Consider the following 20,585-nt stretch of genomic DNA (forward strand, 5'->3'; position numbering starts at 1 on the left):
GCTCAGCGAGACTCCGCCACCACGTCAGTCAACGGCACAGCAGCCGTGTGTCGCTGAAGGATGGGGGGAAGCAACCGGCTAAGGGTATCGCTGATATAAGTCAGGAACAGTGAGCCCATGCTCTGGTCGAAATACCCGGTTTCACAACTGCCAACCGCGAACACGCCAACCAGTTCATCATGCCGCAAGGGCACCAGGGCCACCGAGGCAATGGGTTCTTCCCGATCAGGAAACAGGAAGCTTCGCTCGCTTTCACGGAACTGGCCACACACCGCACGATTACCTTCCAGAAGGCCGCCCAGGCGGGCTTTTGCCACTTCCGGCGCCACCACATGCAGGGCACCCTGTGCCGCCGCGGGTAGCTCGGAATCAGTGAATAGAATGACTGACGCGGCATCCAGACCGAAGTCCCCACGGATACTGTCGTCAATGGCCGCCGCCATGTCATTCAGATTACGTGCTTCGATCACCTGCATTAACAGTCGCTTGCTTTTCTCGAACAGACGATCGTTATGACGGGCAATGGAAACCAGCTCTACCAGTTCCCGTCGGAGGGTATCGCGCTGTTCGCGGAACAGATGCACCTGACGTTCCACCAGCGAAATCGCGCGGCCGCTGTCATGGGGCAGTGTCAGGCTGCGCAGCAGCTCGTCCTGTTCCACAAAGAAGTCGGGGTTGTCCCGCAGATAGTCTGCGACGGCTTCCGGTGTGAGCTCTCCGGCCTTCTTGTGGGCCGTTTGGTCTGTCATGCTGCTCTCCTGATAGTCAGGGCTTTGATGTAACTGGCTGGCGATGGCGATTCTGCTGCCGCGAATGTCCCGGCCTTGTATCGCCCTGCCGCGTGTTTTTGCGACGTCGCGGGGGCTGGTCCCCCGGCAAGCGAAGCTGGCCTTCAAAGACGCTGGCTGTAGGGCCTTCCATCATAACAGGGGTCCCTTCACCCTGCCATTCAATGACCAGATGACCGCCCTTCAGCTCCACATCTACGCGGTTATCCAGCAGGCCGCGTAAACAACCCGCAACAACGGCCGCACAGGCACCGCTGCCACAGGCCATAGTTTCACCGGACCCGCGTTCGAACACCCGCAGCCGCGCGTGGGTACGGTCGAGGATCTGCAAAAATCCGATATTGGCTCGCGCAGGAAACCGGGGATGGTTCTCCAGCCGTGGCCCGAGCTCTCCCACTGGGGCGGATTCCACGTCGTCCACCACCAGCACCCCATGGGGGTTGCCCATGGATACGGCGCTGAGTTCCACGGTTTCACCGCCCACTTCCACCGTATAGATATCCTTGCGACGATCGGCGGCGAAAGGAATAGCCGGAGGATTCAGTTCTGGAACTCCCATGTCCACGGTTACCATACCGCCCCGGCCCACTCTGAGCTCAATGACACCCTTGGCAGTCTGAACCCGGATCACTTTCTTGTTGGTCAGGCGCTGGTCCCGGACAAAGCGCGCAAAACAGCGGGCGCCATTGCCACACTGTTCCACTTCCGAGCCGTCGCTGTTGAAAATCCGGTAACGAAAATCCACATCCGGCAGCCCCGGAGGCTCAACCACCAATAACTGATCGAAACCGATGCCAAAATGCCGGTCGGCAAGCTCACGAATCATCTCCGGGCGCAGGCGGAACGGTTGGCTGATCGCGTCCACCACCATGAAATCGTTTCCCAGACCGTGCATCTTGGTGAAACTGAGCATGGGCCCCTGCCCGCGTCGAGGCTGATTCATACCATCATCCCCAGTCATTCCGGCAGGCAGCTTTCGGGGCCGAGCTGCTCTTCGAGGGTTTCCCGGCGCCGTACGACGTGGACCTGGTCACCATCCACCATCAGCTCCGGTGGACGGTTACGGGTGTTGTAGTTGGAACTCATAACAAAACCATAGGCTCCGGCCGAACGAACCGCCAGCAAATCCCCGGCCTGAAGCCGCAGTTTGCGATCCTTGCCGAGAAAATCACCGGTTTCGCACACCGGGCCAACGAGATCCCAGGCCTTTTCCTCGCCATCAGTGTGTGGTGTAACCGGGATAATAGCCTGCCATGCACTGTAGAGGGCCGGTCGGATCAGATCATTCATCGCCGCGTCAATAATGGCAAAATTGCGATGTTCCGTGCACTTGAGGAACTCCACCCGCGTCAACAGGATACCGGCGTTGGCTGCTATGGAGCGGCCGGGCTCCATGATGAGTTCCAGCTCACGGTCGCCCAGACGTTCCGCCAGCGCGGTGACATAATCCGACGGCTGGGGTGGTTGCTCGCGGTCATAGGTGACGCCCAGGCCACCGCCCATGTCCAGGTGGCGGATGACGATGCCTTTCTCCGCCAGGGTGTCGATCAGCACCAGCACCCGGTCCAGAGCATCCAGGAACGGCGTTACCGACGTCAGCTGGGAACCGATATGACAGTCCACGCCCTGTATATCCAGATGGGGCATGGCAGCGGCGCGTTCATAGACCGCCGGAGCCTCTGCGATGTCGATACCGAACTTGTTTTCTTTCAAGCCGGTGGAAATATAGGGATGCGTACCCGCATCCACGTCGGGATTTACCCGCAGGGATACCGGCGCTTTGACACCAAGCTCACCCGCCACTTCATTGAGCCGGTCCAGCTCGGTGTCAGATTCCACATTGAAACAGCGAACCCCGGCTTCCAGGGCCCGGCGCATTTCCCAGCGCTGCTTGCCAACACCGGAAAATACGGTCTTTGCAGGATCGCCACCGGCGCGAACCACCCGCTCCAGTTCGCCGGCCGATACGATATCGAAACCGGCACCAAGCCGCGCCAGCACGTTCAGTACGGCAATATTGCTATTGGCCTTAACGGCATAGCAGACCAGATGCGGGCGGCCGGCCAGGGCATCATCGTAAGCGTGATAATGTCGCTCCAGCGTGGCACGGGAGTAAACATAGGCGGGCGTGCCGAACCGCTCGGCAATCGTCGCAACCGGTACGTCTTCGGCGTACAACTCGCCGTTACGGTAGTTAAAGTGGTCCATGTAAATCCTGAGTCTGTTGGCGGGGCGGCAGGCCGGGCCTAACGGTCAACGGCGTCATCGTCCCGGCCTTGTTCGCTGTCGCTGGCCTGTTCAGCCGCGGTGTCAGTGCCGGACGGTGCCTCCCGGTACAACGGGCCTTTCTGACCACAGCCCGCGATAAACCCGGCCATCACCAGCAGAAATATGATTGTCTGTCCTGGCTTCATGGGTAACTGCCCCTGTTTCTGTATGGGCGAAGTATACCTGAGAGGGGCCGTGCCCGGCGAGATTCCACAGGTACTGATTGGGGGCGCTAGAGGTGCTGATTCAGGGCATTTTCCAGTTCTGAGCGGTAATACAGATATTGAATCGTCTGGATATCCTGCTGATAGACCTGAGGGTCGAGGTCGTGAGGCAGGTGAATGTCGGTCAGGTACACGGGATACCGTTCCGGGCTATGGCGCAAAGACCGGATATAATGGGCCACCGCCGGAATCAGCTGATTGCCGTACTCCTGCACGGTGAATTCCTGGTCCCCGCAGAAAATGTCAAAACGAACGCGGGAATCGCCTTCCTGGATTCCGATAGCCTGCACCTCAAGCCCTGGCAAAGGTACATTGCTGTCGGCATCAGGACGTCGCTCGGCATTCCAGTGACCGTCCCGAAGCACCATCTCATAGCATCGGGTTCCACCGATGTCCGCCACGGTATCGAGTTGCCTTAACTGCCTTCGCTCTGTCAGGTTCTCCAGAAATCGCAGCAACGGCACGAGCAGATAGCGCCGATTGACATACCCCTGCCCCCAGGAGAACACCGACCCCAGCTCATCCACGATCCAGACCCGGGCCTTGTCACCACTGACACGGTAAAACACCTGGATATTGCCGGGCTCACTGGCATGGCAGACCGTTCGTAACGGCAGGTCATCCAGCAGGGCATGACGGTCAAAAACAACCGGAACATAGGATTCCTGGGGCTTGGCCAGATAGGTCATCAGCGCCTCCGCACTATCCAGTGCAACAAACCCCGGCTCCGCCCCATTGAATCGCAATACAAAAAACCGCCGGTCCATCTCGATCACATAGCGAAGCGGATGTGGGCCTGTGCCACCTGCAAAAAAATGGCGCATGACATCGGTAAAAAGCTCTTTCACCCGGCGGGCGATGGTGGCACCGTGGCCTTTGTTGTGGCTGTGAACCATGATCTCCGGTAATCGGTCCGGAGCTCCCGCCACCGAGGCCAGAACATTTTTCAGGCACTGGATCAGGGTGTCACCGGCCGCATAATGCTGCAGACTGACCTCATGCCAACTATTGAAGGTAACCTGGTCAATGGTACTCACCAGGTTTTCGCGGCCACCGCTGAACCCCAGGGAGTCGTGCCGGGCACTGAGCTTGTGCAGCCCCCGTTCGGTCAGGTGAGCCTGCGGGTCCAGCCCCACATTCACGAAAAGCAGGTTCCGCAGCGAATGCACCCCCCTGGACAGGGCCTCCCGGCCAGCCGGCGCTACAGGAAACGGCAGAAACGAACTCAAGGCATCCAGCATTTCGCGTAACTCCGCCACCGAAGCCGTACTGGTGCCGGCCCGCACGTTCAGCCGGGTTGAGCGGCTTAAAAGGCCATTACAGTAGCACCACACCATCAGCTCGGTCAGATTTCCGGAACGTCGGATCACCGGTTGCCAGAACGCATCGGAAGGGTCTTCAAGATCGCGGTATAACAGCCAGCCGTCGTAACCTGCCGCGCCGCCCTGTTCCGACTGGTGGTGGAAAGCCAGATTCTCTTCCGCCAGAGAGGGGGCCAGCCCGGGATTAATCTGTTCAATTTTGCCGGCCTTGCGCTGAAAGGCCGCATAGAGCTTTCGTCCCAACAGGTTCATATCGTTACTGCTGATGGCAGCACGAGTGCCATGATCCCGGGCCAGCCGCGACAACAGGCGATAGCTGTGGGTAAGCTCCGCGACCACTGCCCTTCGCAGGATCACCACGTCCTCTGCTCGCCAGCGGATCCGGTTATCAAGATTCCCGATCTCCGCAGCCGTCCATCCCCAGGCATTGACCAGCGCCTGGAGCAGACTGGTCCGCCAGCCGGCAACCAGTTGCGCAGATCGGGTCAGCGGCAGGCCAGCTTTCAGATAAAGGCTCTGCCGCACCAGCGCCAGGCGGTCAGGGGCATCTTCCTCCAGCAGCCAGTGCTCCAGGCGCTCATAAAGCAACACGTAGGGATCGAGCCGGTCCGGGTCGGTTTCGCCGGCATAGACCGCAGCCTTGAATACCAGTGACAGAAGGGGCTCGCCCTCTCCCCGGGCATAACACTCAATCAGCAGCAATTTGAGAATGGACTTCCAGGGCGCATCAATACCCTTGTACAACTGCCAGACACCGGCACCAAGGAACTCTTCCGGCGGTATCGCCACCGCCGGGCCGAAATCAATGTACTCATCACCACGAATAAAACGGCAGTCAATCAGTTGCCGGGCACATTCGTCATAACGGTTTTCATCATCCACCGGCACCAGCCACCACAACGGGTAGCAGCCACCCAGGTGTATGCTGGTGCGATAGAACTCGTCGAGCAGAAGATAATGCTGCGCACTGCCGCAGTTTTCGCCAGTGACCTCGGCGCGTTGGCGCCCGGCCCGCCAGTCTGCGGCAGAGAAAACAAACACATGCAGTTCCACCCCCAGCGTTGACGCCCAGGCCGCAAGGCTCTCTGCCTTACGCTCGAGACAACGCACCCCGCGCTCGGGCAGGTCCGGGCGATGACACAACCAGATATCCAGGTCACTTGCCACCGAATGCCCAAGCGTACCGGGGCTGCCCATCAGGAACAGAGCCTCCAGGTCCGGCTTCCGTCGCCCTTCGTCCTTTAGCGAGAAAGTCCGCGCAAGCCGCCTGGCGGCATTCAACGTCGGCTCCGTGGGCTGGTAATGGCTCAACCCATAGGGGCAGTCGCTGTCGAGGTAGCCTGGAAGCGCAGGATGGTTGAGGTGAAACACCAGCGGCAGTACTTCCAGAGCTACTTGCTGGCGATAGGTCAGAGCTGAACGGGCGCGCTCCCAGCGATGCTGATTGACAGCCATGAACCGGTCCCGCAACCGTCGCAGCGTTTTTCTGTCGATACCCTCGTCAAAATCCAGGGCAATGGGAGCGGCGTGATTGGTCAAGGTGACTCCGCGGGAGAGGTTCTTTCCGATATCATTATCAGTATGATGAACGCATCGTGGCAAAACCGGTAAAAAAATAAAAGCGGGACTACTTTTTATAACACTTCTAATACCATCCTGCGGCAAAACTGGCTGAGGTTATTGTGTCGTGAAAGAATTCTTTATCCGTCGGGATCGCTCAGACGCGCCTCCGGGCATAGAACGCCGAACCCTGATCCGCATTGACGACGAAGGCGTCATCGTCTTTGCCGATCACCACGCCGAGTCTGTGCTGGGTTACGACGCCAGCGAACTGGAAGGGCGGAAGGTACAGTGCATACTCGCTGCCCGCCAGGACGATCCGTTCGCCCCGGCCCACCGCCATCGCATTGAAAACGGCGAATCGATACTGATCACCTTTCGTCACAAGGAAGGTTTCTTCTTCACCGCCGGCCTCAGCCTGAGAATGGATATCCGTGATTCGGATCAGGCTGCCAGCGCCTGCATCAGCCAGCGAGACCACTCCCCGGTGGACCACCGTCTGATACGGCTGATGGAAACCTCGGCCCACCTTGGCCTGTGGGAACTGGACATCAACAGCAATGAAATGACCTGGACCGACGGCATGTACCAGCTGCTGGAACTGCGGCCCGGCAGCGAGATTACTCCTGAGCAGGCCCTGTTCTATTGCCAGTCCAGCCAGGGCCGAATTCGCGCCCGAATCCGCAGATGCATCCGCAGTGGCCAGCCCTTCTCCCTCACCCTCGACCTGCTTACCGCCAGGCAGCATACCCGCCAGGTAAAGTTGACCGGTCGCGCACTGAAAACCGGCGAACGGGTTCAGCGCCTCGGGGGAACCCTCGTTGACCAGTCCCGGGAACAGCATCAGAACCTGGCCCGCAGGCAGGCCGAGCACCTACTCGGTGCCACCACCAATGCCACCAGCGACCTGATAGTGGCCGTGGACCGGGCACTGAATCTCCTGCACTTCAATCAGGCTTTCAGCCGCCAGTTCGAACTGACATTTGGCCAGGTCCCGAAACAGGGCGATAACATCAACACCCTGTTGCAGGACTATCCCAATGAACGGCGACTGATAGAACGCCTATGGACACGGGCTTTCGAGCGCGACAGCTTTGTCGTTGAAATGCCCATGGCCCAGCAACATCGGGAACTGCCACTCTATGAGATCCATTATCAGCGGCTGACCAACGACCTGGGCGACGTATTGGGTGCCGTGCACGTTGCCCGCGATATCAGTGACCGGTTGCAGAATTCTTCCAGCAGCGAATACCGCTTCCAGCACGACCCGGTAACGGGCCTGATGAACCGCAAGGCGTTTCTCGCCCGCCTGCAACGTACCCTGGAACAGAAAGCCCGGCGCGATGGCGGCAACAGCCTGCTGTATCTCGACCTGGACGGCTTTGATCACTTCAACGAAATTGCTGGCAGCGGCACCTGCGACCGCTATCTGCGTGAGCTGGCCGGCAACCTCGGCGTCAAGGTCAGGCAACGGGATGCACTGGCAAGACTGGCAGGCGACACCTTCGCACTGCTGATCGAGAACTGCCCTGAGGCCCGCGCCCGCAAGATTGCCGACAGTATCCTTGAGCTGATTGGTGGCTTTGTCTTCGACTGGCAGGGCAAGCAGCTGCAAACCACAGCCAGTGGTGGCCTGCTGTTCCTTGATGACGATGCTCCTACCAACCCGGAACAACTGCTGACCCAGGCCGCTGACCTTTGTCATACCGCAAAAACCTCCGGCCGCAACCGTATCCACGCCTCCCAGGCGATGGCGCAGGCGATGGATGAAGGCACCACCAGTGTCGTGCTGGAGCAGCTCCGACAGGCCCTCGATAACGAGCAGGTCCGGCTTGAGTTCCAGTCACTGCGTCCCGTGGCCAGTGTCACCTGGGGGGACCACATCGAAATCCTTACCCGGATTCCCGGAGAGACTCCCGATAGTCCACTGCTGACACCGGATGCCTTTCTGCCGGTCGCCGAGCGGTTCGACCTTGCCAAACGCCTCGACCGCCAGGTTATCCGCCAGACCCTGGCCTGGCTGGAACAACATCGCCTGCTGGAACCACGCCTGAAGTACTGCGGCTTCAACCTTTCCCTCGCCAGCGTGCTCGATGACACCTTTGCTGACTTCATGGAAGCGGCGCTCAGGGACTCACCCTATGCGCCGGAATGTTTCTGCCTGGAAATCCGCGAAGCCCATGCCACCCAGTATCCGGATGATGTGGCTGTGCTGTGCGATACGTTGCACCGCATAGGTTGCCGTGTGGCACTGGATGGCGCGGGGGCCTCGGTAGAAAGTTACAGTCTGGCGGCGAAGCTGCCGGTGGACATCATCAAGCTTGACCACAAGATCATGCAGCACCTGCACGATGACCCGGTACAACAGGTGATGGTGGAAGCCCTGCACAAGATCGCGGCAGCGTCGGGTAAAATGACCGTGGCCACTTTCATCGAGAACGACGACACCTTGCGCAAGGTTCGTACCCTGGGAATCCATTATGGCCAGGGCTTCCGCCTCTACCGGCCCCGTCCTCTGGAGGAACTGACACCGGCAGAAGTCACCCTGACGACAGGAAAGATCGGCGGCTGACCCGCCGGTCAGAGCCCCTTGCGTGCCCGTGCGACAGCGGCGCGGACCTGGTTAGGCGCGGTGCCACCCAGGTGATCCCTGGCCTGCACGGAACCTTCCAGTGTCAGCACGTCGAACACATCTTCGCCGATCACATCGGAAAAACGCTTCAGCTCGTCGGTGGTCATTTCAGACAGGTCACGCCCCTCGGCCACACCAAAGCCGACCGCCTTGCCCACAATCTCGTGCGCATCGCGGAAGGCCACGCCCTTCTTGACCAGATAGTCCGCTAGATCGGTCGCGGTCGAAAAGCCCCGCTTGGCCGCCACCCGCATGTTGTCGGCCCGCGCTTCGATGGCCGGGATCATATCGGCATAGGCCTTGAGGCAACCCTTGACGGTATCCACGGTGTCGAACAGGGGTTCCTTGTCCTCCTGGTTGTCCTTGTTGTAGGCCAGCGGCTGGCTCTTCATCAGCGTCAGCAGACTGATGAGATGACCGTTTACCCGTCCGGTCTTGCCACGCACCAGTTCCGGCACGTCCGGGTTCTTCTTCTGGGGCATGATGGACGAGCCTGTGCAGAAGCGGTCCGGCAGGTCGATAAAATCAAACTGGGCGGAGGTCCACAGCACCAACTCTTCGCTGAACCTGGACAGATGCGTCATCAACAGCGCAGCAAAACTGCAGAATTCGATGGCGAAGTCCCGGTCGCTGACCGAGTCCAGGGAGTTCTCACTGGGCCGGTCAAATCCCAGCAATCTTGCGGTGATGCTGCGATCAATGGGGTACGTGGTGCCCGCCAGCGCCGCGGCACCCAACGGCATCACATTCACTCGTTTACGACAGTCCTGCAGGCGCTCGGCATCGCGCACCAGCATTTCATACCAGGCCAGCAGGTGATGCCCAAAGGTGACCGGCTGGGCAGTCTGCAGATGGGTGAAACCCGGCATGATCGTCTCCGCCTCACGCTCGGCCAGATCCAGCAAACCGGCCTGCAGACGCTTGAGCTCTTCCGCTATGACATCGATTTCGTCACGCAGGTACAGGCGGATATCCGTGGCCACCTGGTCGTTGCGGCTGCGGCCGGTATGCAGTTTCTTGCCAGTGATACCGATGCGGTCAGTCAGGCGCGCCTCAATGTTCATGTGCACATCTTCGAGGCTGACGGACCACTCGAAAGTGCCGGCCTCAATATCGGCCTTGACGGCTTTCAGGCCTTCAATGATGGTGTCACGCTCTTCCACGGTCAGCACGCCTACTTCCGCAAGCATGGTGGCATGGGCAATGGAACCGGTAATATCGTGGTGGTACAGGCGCTGGTCAAAGCCTACGGAGGCGGTAAAACGTTCAACGAATGCATCGGTAGGTTCGGTAAAACGACCGCCCCAGGGTTTCTCGGCGCTCTTGCTCTGATCCGTCATGGTCTATCTTTCCTGCTGACAGCCCGGCATCATTCTGCGGGAATGGGTAAATGGAATGTCGCGGGATTATAGCATTCTGCAGCACACAGTTGCCCTTCTCTGATCAAGGAAAAGGGATTCAGGAAAGCACCGATGGCAGCGAGACAAAACAGGGAGAGCCCGGTCAGGGAGACCCAAGTCAGCAACACAGACTTCTATGTGCCGGACCTGTGTCGGGTACGTGCCGTTTTCATGTTGGTAGTGACCAGCGAACTGCTGGTTCTGGTGCTTTCCATCGTTCAGGCCGAGAGCCGCTGGATTGACTGGAACTATTTCGGCCTGCTCTCGCTTTTCGTGCAATGGACTGTTCTCACCAGCGCTGCCCTGATCTGCCTGTTGCGGCGCTGGCTTTCGGGCCTGACGGTTCCCCGCGCCACTGCCGTCATTGTTGCCATCGTGTTACTGGATGTACTGGCCTTCAGTCTCTTTGCCGACAGCGTGCTGCATCCCCGCCCTGGCGTGGCAGCCTGGCAGGGCGTGGCCAAGAAACTGTTACTGGCGATGCTGATCACGTTGATGGTGCTGCGCTATTTCTATCTGCAGTCTCAGTGGCAACAGCAGCGGGAAGCGGAAATGCAGGCACGCCTGACGGCACTGCAGGCGCGTATTCACCCGCACTTTCTGTTCAACAGCATGAATACCATCGCCAGCCTGATAACGATCAATCCGGAGAGGGCCGAAGATGCCGTGCTGGATCTTTCCGAACTGTTCCGCGCCAGCCTTCGCAACGGCGACCGTCTGATCCCGCTGGCTGACGAACTTGATCTGTGCCGACGTTACCTGGCCATCGAAAAGTTACGTCTGGAGGATCGGCTGGCAATCGACTGGAATATTGAGAGTGGCCTGGATCAACAGGCCATTCCCCCGCTGACCCTGCAGCCGCTGGTAGAGAACGCCATCTATCACGGCATCCAGCCCCGCCCGAATGGCGGAACCGTAAAGGTTGAGGCCTACCGCAAAGGGCCATCGGTCTATCTGATGGTGCAGAACCCGCGCCCCGCACCCGACCAGGCCGGACATGACGGCAACCGTATGGCACTGGCCAATATCCAGTCCCGCCTGCACGCGCTGTTCGGCGAACCTGCGGTACTGAAACACAGCCACCAGAATGATATATATACCGTCACTCTCCGACTGCCCTGGCAGAAGGCGAGTGGCAACGGCAAACCCGCAATAAGGAGTGAGTAACCACGTATGGCCGATGCGTACAGCCATAGCGTACTGATTGCCGATGACGAGCCCCTGGCAAGGGAGCGGATCCGCCGGCTGGTGGAAGCGCTGCCAGGGTATACCGTTTGCGGCGAGGCCGGTGACGGCGAAGAGGTGCTGGCAAAAATCGCGCAGCAGGCGCCCGATATCCTGCTGCTGGACATCCGCATGCCCGGCATGGATGGTATGGAGGCCGCGGAGCGAATAGCCACCCTGGAGGCACCACCGGCCATCATCTTCTGTACCGCCTATGACCACTACGCCATACAGGCGTTCGATGTGCATGCGGTGGCCTATCTCCTCAAGCCGGTGCGCCGGGAAGCGCTGGCGGAGGCCCTGAAGCGCGCCGGCAGGGTTAACCGGGTACAACTCCAGGCACTGGCTGAAAGGGATACCGACAGCGCCGAACAGCTCGCCATTCGCACCCATCGCGGCACCGAACTGGTGGATGTCCGGGGAATCCTCTACTGCGAAGCCGACCAGAAATACGTCACCATCCATCATGTCCGTGGCGAGACAGTCACCGATTACACACTGAAGGAACTGGAAAGCACCTATCCACAGCATCTGCTGAGGATTCACCGTCACACCCTGGTGGGCGTGCGATTTGTCCAGGCCCTGCTGAGAAATGGCGATGGTCAGAACGTAATCGACCTGGCGGACAATCACGGCCGGCTGCCGGTAAGCCGGAGGCATACCGCGTCCGTGCGGCAGTGGCTTAAGGAACATCGCCCCGGGTAGCCTTTTCGCCAATGCCGGCGCACGACGTTTGGCTCCACAAATGGCCCCACAAAGGGTACCCTTGGTGTACCATTTTCAGATCCGGCAACGAGCAACATGTCCAAACGAACCCTTCGTATTGCAACCCGCAGCAGCGCTCTGGCGCTGTGGCAGGCAGAATTCATCAAGTCCGAACTGGAACGGCTCAACGACAACATCGAGGTTGAGCTAATCAAGATCAAAACCCAGGGCGACAAAATCCTGGACGTACCGCTGGCCAAAATCGGCGGCAAGGGCCTGTTCGTCAAGGAGCTCGAAGAGGCCATGCTGGCAGGCAAGGCTGACCTGGCGGTGCACTCCATGAAGGATGTACCCATGGAGTTTCCGGAAGGGCTCGGGCTGGTCGCTATCTGTGAGCGCGAGGATCCCACCGATGCTTTTGTCAGCAACGACTTCGAAAACGTGGACGCCCTGCCCCACGGTGCCGTGGTAGGTACGGCCAGTCTCCGCCGGGAGGCCCAGCTTCGCGCCTATCGCCCGGACCTGGAAATCCGCACCCTGCGCGGCAACGTCAATACCCGCCTGGCAAAGCTGGATGCTGGCGACTACAACGCCATCGTACTTGCCAGTTCAGGGCTCAAGCGCCTGGGTTTCCATGACCGTATCCGCTACTGCCTGCCCGACAGCGTATCACTGCCCGCCGTGGGTCAGGGCGCACTGGGTATCGAGTGTCGGCTGGACGATGCCGAGCTGATCAGCATGCTGGCCCCGCTGGATCATCGCGACACGTCCGATCGGGTCAAGGCAGAACGGGCATTGAACCGCCGCCTCCAGGGGGGCTGCCAGGTGCCCATTGCGGCCTACGCCCTGCTGGAAGACGAGGACACTCTCTGGCTGCGAGGCCTGGTGGGCGCTGTGGACGGCACCAAGGTATTCCGGGTCGAAGGCCGGGCGCCCCGAAGCGAAGGCGAGCGCCTCGGCCGCGAGCTGGCCGAAGACCTGCTGGCGCTGGGGGCAGACAAGGTACTGGCTGACATCTATGGCCACACCCCTACCTGACTCCAGGCCCCTTGAAAGCCGGCGGATCCTGATCTGCCGGCCACAACCCGAAGCCGACCGCCTTGCCGCCAGCTTCCGGGAGGCTGGCGCCGACGCCCGGGTACTACCACTGATCAGCCGGGAACCGCTTCCTGAAGACCCCGCTACCCGCACGCTTATCCTGAACCTGGATGAGTTTAGCCACGTTATCGCGGTCAGCCCCTACGCCGCGAGCCTGCTGCTGGAATGGCTCGATACCTGGTGGCCGCAGACGCCCGCTGGCATTCACTGGTACGGGGTCGGAGCAGGCACCGCTGCGGTACTTGCCGGCCATGGCCTGAACACACACCAGCCGGAAACCGGCCATACCAGCGAAGATTTGCTACAGTTGCCAGAGCTGGCCAGGCTGGACCATGAAAAGGTTCTGCTGGTTCGGGGGGAAGAAGGCCGCGAACTGATTCCGCAAACTCTGGAAAAACGCGGCGCACGGGTCACGGCGTTGCCACTTTATCGCCGCTACTGTCCCGACTATGATAAAGCCACACTGAAAGCGATGCTGAACGACTTTTCCCCCGAGGTCATCGTCACACTGTCAGGAGAAACATTGAACAATCTCATCGCACTAAGTGAAAATACCGGCCATAATCTTGAGGATATTTTGCTGGTTGTCCCCGTCGAGCGGATTGCCGAACAAGCACGTCAGGCCGGCCTGCGGCGAACGTGCATACCAGGAAGCCTTGCCGATAGCACAATTGTGGCTGCAGTTGCCGAACAACTTGCCAGCCTGGACGGTGGCTCCGGAAACACCAAGTAAGGATGCCTGTGACAGAATCAAAAGCACAACTGCCCGCCCCGATTGCAAAGTCTCAGCAAACACGGCAACGGCTGTGGCCTCTCTGGATCCTCACTCTGCTTACCCTTGCCCTGGCAATAGCCCTGGCGCTGTGGAGCTGGCAGCAGTGGAATAACAACCAGTCCCTGCAACAGACGATCACCAGTCTTGAAAGCGACACTGAGCAACTGGAACGCATGTACGGGCAGAGTGGCAGCGAGCAGAGCCAGCGCCTGCAATCCCTGGAAGGAAAGCTGTCGGAACAGCGTGAACTGATTGCCACCCAACAACGCCAGATTGACCATAATGCCCGCGAACTGCTGGAGGCCGGAAACCGTACCCGCACCGACTGGCTGCTGGCAGAAGCAGAATATCTTCTTCGGGTGGGCAACCAGCGCCTGATGATTGAAAAGGACATCCGTGGCGCACTGGCTGCTCTGGAATCGGCTGACGAGGTTCTGGCAGAGTCCGACGATATCGGGGTCTACCCTGTACGCCAGCAAGTGGCAAAAGAGATTCTCGCCCTCAAGGGGCTGGCCGACGTCGACCGCACCGGCCTCTACCTGAAGCTGGAAGCCGCCATCGACAGCATCCATCAGCTTACTGACGATGCTCTGGTGAATGACCGCGCACCCGGTTTCGTGCCCGTCAGTAACGACGATACGGCCGCGAATACAGATTCCGTTCCGGGGCTGGTGGCCGAGGGATGGGAGAAGGTAAAAGATACCCTCTCACAGGTAGTGGTTGTCCGTAGGCTCGACGAACCCGTCAAACCACTGCTGTCCCCGGAACAGAGCGCCTATGCCCGGCTCAACCTCCAGTTGATGCTGGAAGAGGCCGAAATGGCGGTGCTGCGTGGCCACCAGGAGCTTTACTCACGGGCGCTGACCAAGGCGAGCAACGCGATCACCGATTGGTACGACAGCAGCAACACCCGCATTATTGCCCTCTCCCGCACCCTGGACGAACTGTCTGACAAGAATGTGGACCCGGAACTACCAGATATCAGCCGCTCTTTGGAACTGCTTAAATCCCGCCTGGCAGGACGGCTGGATAACAATGGTGGTAAAGCGAGCGAAGAGAGTGAAGAGAACGAAGAGCGTACAGAGAGCGGCGAGGGAAACACCCAGGAAACCGATAACAACGGCGAGCAGGGAGATGCCTCATGATCCGCATCCTGCTGATCATTCTCATTGCCCTGTTGCTGGGCACTGCCCTCGCCATGGGGCTCCAGTATGACCTTGGTTATATCCGCGTCAGCCTGGGCAACTACCTGATTGAAACCAACTTCTGGATTGGTCTGGCATTATTGGTGGTGTTGGTTGTGGGCTTCGTGATGGTCATTGGCCTGTTCCGTCGCCTGCGCCATGGCACCGGCATGGTGGCCGGCTGGCTTGCCCGCAGTAACGAACGCCGGGCCCGCCGCCGCACCACCCAGGGGCTGCTGGCCCTTGCGGAAGGTAACTGGCCTCGGGCGCGCAAACTACTCACCTCTTCAGCCGAGCACGCCGACACCCCACTGATCAATTATCTGGCCGCGGCGCAGGCTTCGTTTGAATCCGGCGATCACGAAGCGGTTGACGAACTTTTGCGCAAAGCTTATGAAAGTACCCCGGGGTCCGACATGGCCGTGGGCATCACCCAGGCCCAGCTGCAACTGGCCGGTAACCGGTTGGAGCAGGCCCTGGCTACACTGCTGAGGCTTCGCAAGCAGGCCCCTCATCATCCGTTCGTACTCAAACTGCTGAAGAACACCTATGTGCGCCTGGAAGACTGGCGCGAGCTTTCCCGACTATTGCCGGAAATCCGCAAGCGCAACCTGATGGAGAGCGAAGAACTGGGCGACCTGGAGCGACTGGTGTGGCACAACCTGCTGCAACGCGCTGCCGAGGAATGCCGTCGCCACTCAGGCGAGCCTTCTGCCTCACTGGAGCCGCTGACCCGATTGTGGGATGAACTGCCTGGCTTCCTGCGCCGCGACGAACACACCATACGCGAATACGCCCGCCTGCTGGCGGAGCTGGGCGATGAAGCCCAGGCCGAAACTCTGTTGCGGAAGGTGTTGCGCAATCACTGGGGTGACGATCTGATCAACCTGTATGGCCGGGTGAAGGGCCTGAAGCCGGACGAGCAGTTACTGGTAGCCGAGCAGTGGTTGAAGGACCGCCCCAATAATGCGGAACTGTTGCTTGCGCTGGGACGCCTGAGCCTGCGCAATGAGCTCTGGGGCAAGGCCCGGGAGTACTTCGAGACCAGTCTGAGACTACGGCGCAGCCGTGAAACCATGGCCGAACTGAGTCGCCTGAACGCCCATATGGGCGAGGGCGAGAACAGTGTGAAGCTGTTGATGCAGGGGTTGGTTAAAGACAGTGGGTTGCCGGATTTGCCGATGCCGAAGGCTTGATTGATTTAATCTGGATTGTCGGATTACGCTGCGCTAATCCGACCTACGTGGGTTCATTGCGAAACCCGATAACGACGGTGTCAGATCGGGCACGGGGTGGGGTACCTTTTCTGGCGGGAAAAGGTGTCTGAGCGAAGCGAGTTCTTTTCCCATAAGAAAAGGTACCCCACCTCGGGGCCAGTCACCCTACCCGCAGGCTACCTGGTATCAGGCACGCACCCGGCTAATCCCGAGGCGCATACTCCAGCACATCAGAGAAAAACGCCTGCTGCGGCAACCCGGCCTCTACCAACGCGTCCATCAAGGTATAAACCATTGTCGGCGACCCGCTGGCGTGGACTTCCACGTTGGTCCAGTCCATACCTGAAGCCAGCACCGTGCGTACCAGCTGGTCGTGGTGGCCGCTCCACTCATTATCCTCGTCATCCCCTACCACGGGCAGGAACGTAAACGGTGGCCACTCTTCCTGCCATCGCTGGGCGAGAGAGCGCAGATACATATCTTCGTGGCGGCGAACGCCCCAGTAAAACTTTACCGGCTTGTCGTAGGAGGTTTCCCGCAGATAATCCACCAGGCTTTTTACCTGGGCAAAACCGGTTCCGGCCGCGACCAGTAACAAAGGCTTTTCCGGAGCCGAGGCGAGGCAGGCGCGACCGTGTGGCAGCTCAACGGTGACTTCCCCCCCGGAAGTAAGCGCGTCGATGACTTTCTGGGCAGAAACCCATTCCGGGGTGGCCTGGATATGCAGCTCGATCAACTCTTCAGACGGACTGCTGGCAATGGAGAAATAGCAGGGATCAGTATCCGGCAGGTTCACCGACAGGTATTGGCCCGCGTGAAATGACAGTTCCCGGCGACGGGGCAGTTGAAGTTCCACACAGTACACATCGTGGTTGATGGGACGGACGTCCACCACCTTTGCCAGGAACTTGCGGGGCTGATTTTCTCCGGCTGCCATAACGGCGTCTATCTCCAGCTCAAGGTCACTGAGCGCAAGGGTGCGGCACATCATCAGGCGCCCGGTGACCGGAATTGTTTGTTGATTACGGGTATTCAGAGCCTGGCCATTGACCAGGCGTGCCTCGCAAAGTTCGCACACCCCATTGCGACAAGCGGCAGGAACTGCCACACCGGCCCTCCCGGCTGCCGCCAGCAGCGTCTCATCGGCGGCTGCACCAAATGACAATGCAGCCGGCAAGAGGCTAATACGAAGCGTTTCACTGGCCATATCAGTCGGGGCGGTCGGGCGAAACTTCAATCCCCAGGGAGTCCCAGATGTCATCGACCCGCTTTTTCACATCGTCAGACATGGTAATGGGTGTGCCCCACTCCCGATCAGTCTCACCCGGCCACTTACTGGTGGCATCCATACCCATCTTCGACCCCAGCCCGGACACCGGCGAGGCGAAGTCCAGGTAGTCGATGGGAGTATTTTCCACCAGCAGCGTATCCCGTGCCGGGTCCATACGGGTGGTCATGGCCCAGATCACGTCCTTCCAGTCCCGCGCATTCACATCGTCGTCTGTAACAATCACGAATTTGGTGTACATGAACTGGCGCAGGAAAGACCATACACCCATCATCACCCGCTTGGCATGGCCGGGGTACTGTTTCTTCATGGTCACCACTGCAAGACGGTAGGAGCACCCCTCCGGTGGCAGATAGAAGTCCACAATCTCGGGGAACTGCTTCTGCAGAATGGGGATAAACACTTCGTTCAGTGCCACCCCGAGAATAGCCGGCTCATCGGGCGGCCGGCCGGTGTAGGTGCTGTGGTAAATCGGGTTCTTGCGGTGGGTAACCCGTTCCACGGTGAACACCGGAAACTGGTCCACTTCGTTGTAATAACCGGTGTGATCTCCGAACGGGCCTTCTGGTGCCATATCGTCCGGATAGATAAAGCCTTCCAGTACAATCTCGGCACTGGCCGGCACCTGAAGGTCACTGAGACCACATTGCACCAGTTCGGTGCGAGCCCCCCGCAGCAGGCCGGCAAAGGCATACTCGGAAAGGCTGTCAGGTACCGGTGTTACCGCACCAAGGATGGTCGCCGGGTCAGCGCCCAGAGCCACAGCCACCGGGTAGGGTTTACCAGGATTGGCCTTCTGAAACTCCTGAAAGTCCAGCGCCCCACCCCGATGACTGAGCCAGCGCATGATCAGCCGGTTCCGCCCGATGACCTGCTGCCGATAAATACCCAGGTTCTGGCGCTCTTTGTTCGGCCCCCGGGTAATCACCAGCGGCCAGGTCACCAATGGCCCCGCATCACCAGGCCAACAGTGCTGAACCGGTATCTGGTACAGGTTGACCTGATCCCTCTCGATGACCACATCCTGACAGGGCGCGGAACGAAGCACCTTGGGACTCATCCGCATCACCTGCCGGAAAAGGGGCAATTTTTCGATGGCGTCTTTAAACCCTTTGGGGGGATCGGGTTCTTTCAGAAAGGCCAGCAGCTTGCCGATTTCCCGCAGTGCGGTCACATCATCCTGCCCCATACCCATGGCCACACGTTTTGGCGTGCCAAACAGATTGGCCAGCACGGGCATGTCATAACCTTTGGGATTCTCGAACAACAACGCAGGGCCACCTGCCCGCAGCGTGCGGTCGCAGATCTCGGTCATCTCCAGATGGGGGTCCACTTCCACTGAAATCCGTTTCAGTTCGCCCAGCTTCTCAAGCTGGCCTATGAAGTCTCTCAGGTCGTTGTATTTCATCGGCTGCTCCGGTTGATTCCGGCATTGTACGCGAATTCTGTGGTTTTGGTTTGGCTCTGGTGTCGGGCTGGGTGCGGGAACAGGGCGAGGGATTATTACGTGTGCTCAGCGCGCGCAATGATCTGGATCGGTAACGCCGGGGAGACGATCCCCGGCGTTACCAGCCCCCAAAGCAAATGCGCAAAGAGGGCTGAAACCAAATAACCAAACTTACCGACGCTTCATCGAGTCAAAGAACTCGGCGTTGGTCTTGGTTTCCTTGAGCTTGTCCAGGAGGAACTCGATGGCAGCGGTGTCGTCATCCATGGAATGCAGCAGCTTGCGCAGGATCCAGATACGCTGGATATCCGCCTCGCTCATCAGCAGGTCTTCACGGCGGGTGCCGGAGCTGCGGATATTGATGGCCGGATAGGTCCGCTTCTCGGCAATCTTGCGATCCAGATGGATCTCCATGTTGCCGGTACCCTTGAACTCCTCGTAAATCACCTCGTCCATCTTGGAACCGGTGTTCACCAGCGCCGTCGCCAGGATGGTCAGGCTTCCACCCTCCTCCACGTTACGGGCCGCACCGAAGAAACGCTTCGGCTTTTCCAGGGCGTGAGCATCAACACCACCGGTCAATACCTTGCCGGAAGAGGGAATCACGGTATTATAGGCACGAGCCAGACGAGTGATGGAATCCAGCAGGATAACCACGTCCTTCTTATGCTCAACCAGACGCTTGGCCTTTTCAATCACCATCTCGGCCACCTGAACGTGACGGGCCGGGGGCTCGTCGAAGGTGGAGGCGATGACTTCGCCGCGCACGGTGCGCTGCATCTCGGTCACTTCCTCAGGCCGCTCATCAATCAGCAGTACCATCACATGGCATTCTGGATTGTTACGGGTGATGGACTGGGCAATGGTCTGCATCAGCAACGTTTTACCAGCCTTGGGCGGGGAAACGATCAGGCCACGCTGGCCCTTGCCGATAGGCGCCACCAGATCCAGCACGCGGGAGGAAAGATCCTCGGTGCTACCGTTACCTGCTTCGAGCATCAGACGCTCGTCAGGGAACAGGGGTGTGAGGTTTTCGAACAGGATCTTGTTCCGGGCGTTATCCGGTTTGTCGAAGTTGATCTCGCTGACCTTCAACAGGGCAAAATAGCGCTCACCGTCTTTCGGCGGGCGGATCTTGCCGGCAACCGTGTCACCTGTACGCAGGTTGAACCGGCGAATCTGACTGGGGGAGACATAGATGTCGTCAGGCCCTGCCAGATACGAAGCGTCAGCAGAACGGAGGAAACCGAAACCGTCCTGCAGAATTTCCAGTACGCCGTCACCGTAAATGTCTTCGCCGCTCTTGGCATGCTTCTTCAGGATGGTGAAGATGACATCCTGCTTGCGCGAACGAGCCAGGTTATCGAGGCCCATCTCTTGCGCAATATCGAGCAATTCGGGCATGGAATTCTGCTTGAGTTCAGTAAGATTCATAGTTTATTGGATTTTCAGG

16 protein-coding genes are annotated in these 20,585 nt (G+C 59.3%); 7 read left to right on the forward strand and 9 right to left on the reverse strand.

The features are described from left to right. Positions 1-2: 2 nt before the first annotated feature. The 5 genes from FO268_RS16405 to FO268_RS16425 form a co-directional block, all read right to left on the reverse strand. The gene (locus FO268_RS16405) at positions 3-749 is read right to left on the reverse strand and encodes a DUF484 family protein (protein WP_150994336.1); all 747 of its coding nucleotides are present in this window, start codon (positions 747-749) and stop codon (positions 3-5) included. Between the two features lie 16 nt (positions 750-765). Further along, positions 766-1,731 (reverse strand): diaminopimelate epimerase, encoded by a 966-nt coding sequence (gene dapF, locus FO268_RS16410; protein WP_150994337.1) that lies wholly within the window; start codon positions 1,729-1,731, stop codon positions 766-768. 14 nt (positions 1,732-1,745) lie between these two features. Then, positions 1,746-2,996 carry a diaminopimelate decarboxylase gene (gene lysA / locus FO268_RS16415; RefSeq protein WP_150994338.1) on the reverse strand — a complete coding sequence of 417 codons (1,251 nt, stop codon included), beginning with the start codon at positions 2,994-2,996 and terminating at the stop codon, positions 1,746-1,748. Between the two features lie 38 nt (positions 2,997-3,034). Continuing rightward, positions 3,035-3,202, reverse strand: a complete 168-nt coding sequence (gene lptM / locus FO268_RS16420; RefSeq protein WP_150994339.1) for an LPS translocon maturation chaperone LptM — start codon at positions 3,200-3,202, stop codon at positions 3,035-3,037. Between the two features lie 86 nt (positions 3,203-3,288). Beyond that, positions 3,289-6,141, reverse strand: a complete 2,853-nt coding sequence (locus FO268_RS16425) for a class I adenylate cyclase (protein WP_150994340.1) — start codon at positions 6,139-6,141, stop codon at positions 3,289-3,291. A gap of 148 nt (positions 6,142-6,289) precedes the next feature. Here FO268_RS16425 and FO268_RS16430 point away from each other — a divergent pair, with 148 nt between their 5' ends. After that, on the forward strand, positions 6,290-8,734 hold the full coding sequence (locus FO268_RS16430) for an EAL domain-containing protein (protein ID WP_150994341.1): 2,445 nt from the start codon (positions 6,290-6,292) through the stop codon (positions 8,732-8,734). A gap of 8 nt (positions 8,735-8,742) precedes the next feature. Here the strand turns inward: FO268_RS16430 and argH are convergent, their stop codons facing one another. After that, the gene (gene argH / locus FO268_RS16435; RefSeq protein WP_150994342.1) at positions 8,743-10,134 is read right to left on the reverse strand and encodes an argininosuccinate lyase; all 1,392 of its coding nucleotides are present in this window, start codon (positions 10,132-10,134) and stop codon (positions 8,743-8,745) included. Between the two features lie 132 nt (positions 10,135-10,266). Here argH and FO268_RS16440 point away from each other — a divergent pair, with 132 nt between their 5' ends. The 6 genes from FO268_RS16440 (at position 10,267) to FO268_RS16465 (ending at position 16,376) form a co-directional block, all read left to right on the forward strand. Continuing rightward, positions 10,267-11,361, forward strand: a complete 1,095-nt coding sequence (locus FO268_RS16440; RefSeq protein ID WP_150994343.1) for a sensor histidine kinase — start codon at positions 10,267-10,269, stop codon at positions 11,359-11,361. A 6-nt stretch (positions 11,362-11,367) separates the two neighbouring features. Next, positions 11,368-12,123, forward strand: coding sequence for a LytR/AlgR family response regulator transcription factor (locus FO268_RS16445; protein WP_150994344.1), 756 nt, complete (start codon positions 11,368-11,370; stop codon positions 12,121-12,123). Between the two features lie 96 nt (positions 12,124-12,219). Then, positions 12,220-13,161 (forward strand): hydroxymethylbilane synthase, encoded by a 942-nt coding sequence (gene hemC, locus FO268_RS16450; RefSeq protein ID WP_150994345.1) that lies wholly within the window; start codon positions 12,220-12,222, stop codon positions 13,159-13,161. After that, a complete protein-coding gene (locus FO268_RS16455; RefSeq protein WP_150994346.1) occupies positions 13,142-13,954 on the forward strand; it encodes a uroporphyrinogen-III synthase in 813 nt (270 codons plus the stop codon). The genes hemC and FO268_RS16455 overlap by 20 nt, the downstream gene beginning before the upstream one ends. 2 nt (positions 13,955-13,956) lie before the next feature. Continuing rightward, positions 13,957-15,141 carry a uroporphyrinogen-III C-methyltransferase gene (locus FO268_RS16460; RefSeq protein ID WP_150994347.1) on the forward strand — a complete coding sequence of 395 codons (1,185 nt, stop codon included), beginning with the start codon at positions 13,957-13,959 and terminating at the stop codon, positions 15,139-15,141. After that, positions 15,138-16,376 carry a heme biosynthesis HemY N-terminal domain-containing protein gene (locus FO268_RS16465; protein ID WP_150994348.1) on the forward strand — a complete coding sequence of 413 codons (1,239 nt, stop codon included), beginning with the start codon at positions 15,138-15,140 and terminating at the stop codon, positions 16,374-16,376. Before FO268_RS16460 ends, FO268_RS16465 begins: the two co-directional genes overlap by 4 nt. Positions 16,377-16,599: 223 nt before the next feature. Here the strand turns inward: FO268_RS16465 and FO268_RS16470 are convergent, their stop codons facing one another. From FO268_RS16470 to rho, 3 genes are all read right to left on the reverse strand, one after another. Continuing rightward, on the reverse strand, positions 16,600-17,604 hold the full coding sequence (locus FO268_RS16470; protein ID WP_150994408.1) for a 2Fe-2S iron-sulfur cluster-binding protein: 1,005 nt from the start codon (positions 17,602-17,604) through the stop codon (positions 16,600-16,602). 1 nt (position 17,605) lies between these two features. Next, positions 17,606-19,093 carry a 4-hydroxy-3-polyprenylbenzoate decarboxylase gene (gene ubiD / locus FO268_RS16475; protein WP_150994349.1) on the reverse strand — a complete coding sequence of 496 codons (1,488 nt, stop codon included), beginning with the start codon at positions 19,091-19,093 and terminating at the stop codon, positions 17,606-17,608. Positions 19,094-19,303: 210 nt separating this feature from the next. Further along, positions 19,304-20,566 (reverse strand): transcription termination factor Rho, encoded by a 1,263-nt coding sequence (gene rho, locus FO268_RS16480; RefSeq protein ID WP_150994350.1) that lies wholly within the window; start codon positions 20,564-20,566, stop codon positions 19,304-19,306. Between the last annotated feature and the right edge of the window lie 19 nt (positions 20,567-20,585).

The organism is Marinobacter denitrificans (assembly GCF_008795955.1).
In the GTDB taxonomy this organism is placed as follows: Bacteria; Pseudomonadota; Gammaproteobacteria; order Pseudomonadales; family Oleiphilaceae; genus Marinobacter; species Marinobacter denitrificans.

Bases quoted from the DNA above. Each gene is read 5' to 3' on its own strand.
- hemC (WP_150994345.1), top strand. From the start codon at position 12,220: ATGTCCAAACGAACCCTTCGTATTGCAACCCGCAGCAGCGCTCTGGCG.
- FO268_RS16455 (WP_150994346.1), top strand. From the start codon at position 13,142: ATGGCCACACCCCTACCTGACTCCAGGCCCCTTGAAAGCCGGCGGATC.
- FO268_RS16465 (WP_150994348.1), top strand. From the start codon at position 15,138: ATGATCCGCATCCTGCTGATCATTCTCATTGCCCTGTTGCTGGGCACT.
- argH (WP_150994342.1), bottom strand. From the start codon at position 10,134: ATGACGGATCAGAGCAAGAGCGCCGAGAAACCCTGGGGCGGTCGTTTT.
- FO268_RS16460 (WP_150994347.1), top strand. From the start codon at position 13,957: ATGCCTGTGACAGAATCAAAAGCACAACTGCCCGCCCCGATTGCAAAG.
- lysA (WP_150994338.1), bottom strand. From the start codon at position 2,996: ATGGACCACTTTAACTACCGTAACGGCGAGTTGTACGCCGAAGACGTA.
- rho (WP_150994350.1), bottom strand. From the start codon at position 20,566: ATGAATCTTACTGAACTCAAGCAGAATTCCATGCCCGAATTGCTCGAT.
- FO268_RS16470 (WP_150994408.1), bottom strand. From the start codon at position 17,604: ATGGCCAGTGAAACGCTTCGTATTAGCCTCTTGCCGGCTGCATTGTCA.
- dapF (WP_150994337.1), bottom strand. From the start codon at position 1,731: ATGAATCAGCCTCGACGCGGGCAGGGGCCCATGCTCAGTTTCACCAAG.
- FO268_RS16405 (WP_150994336.1), bottom strand. From the start codon at position 749: ATGACAGACCAAACGGCCCACAAGAAGGCCGGAGAGCTCACACCGGAA.
- ubiD (WP_150994349.1), bottom strand. From the start codon at position 19,093: ATGAAATACAACGACCTGAGAGACTTCATAGGCCAGCTTGAGAAGCTG.
- FO268_RS16445 (WP_150994344.1), top strand. From the start codon at position 11,368: ATGGCCGATGCGTACAGCCATAGCGTACTGATTGCCGATGACGAGCCC.
- lptM (WP_150994339.1), bottom strand. From the start codon at position 3,202: ATGAAGCCAGGACAGACAATCATATTTCTGCTGGTGATGGCCGGGTTT.
- FO268_RS16440 (WP_150994343.1), top strand. From the start codon at position 10,267: ATGGCAGCGAGACAAAACAGGGAGAGCCCGGTCAGGGAGACCCAAGTC.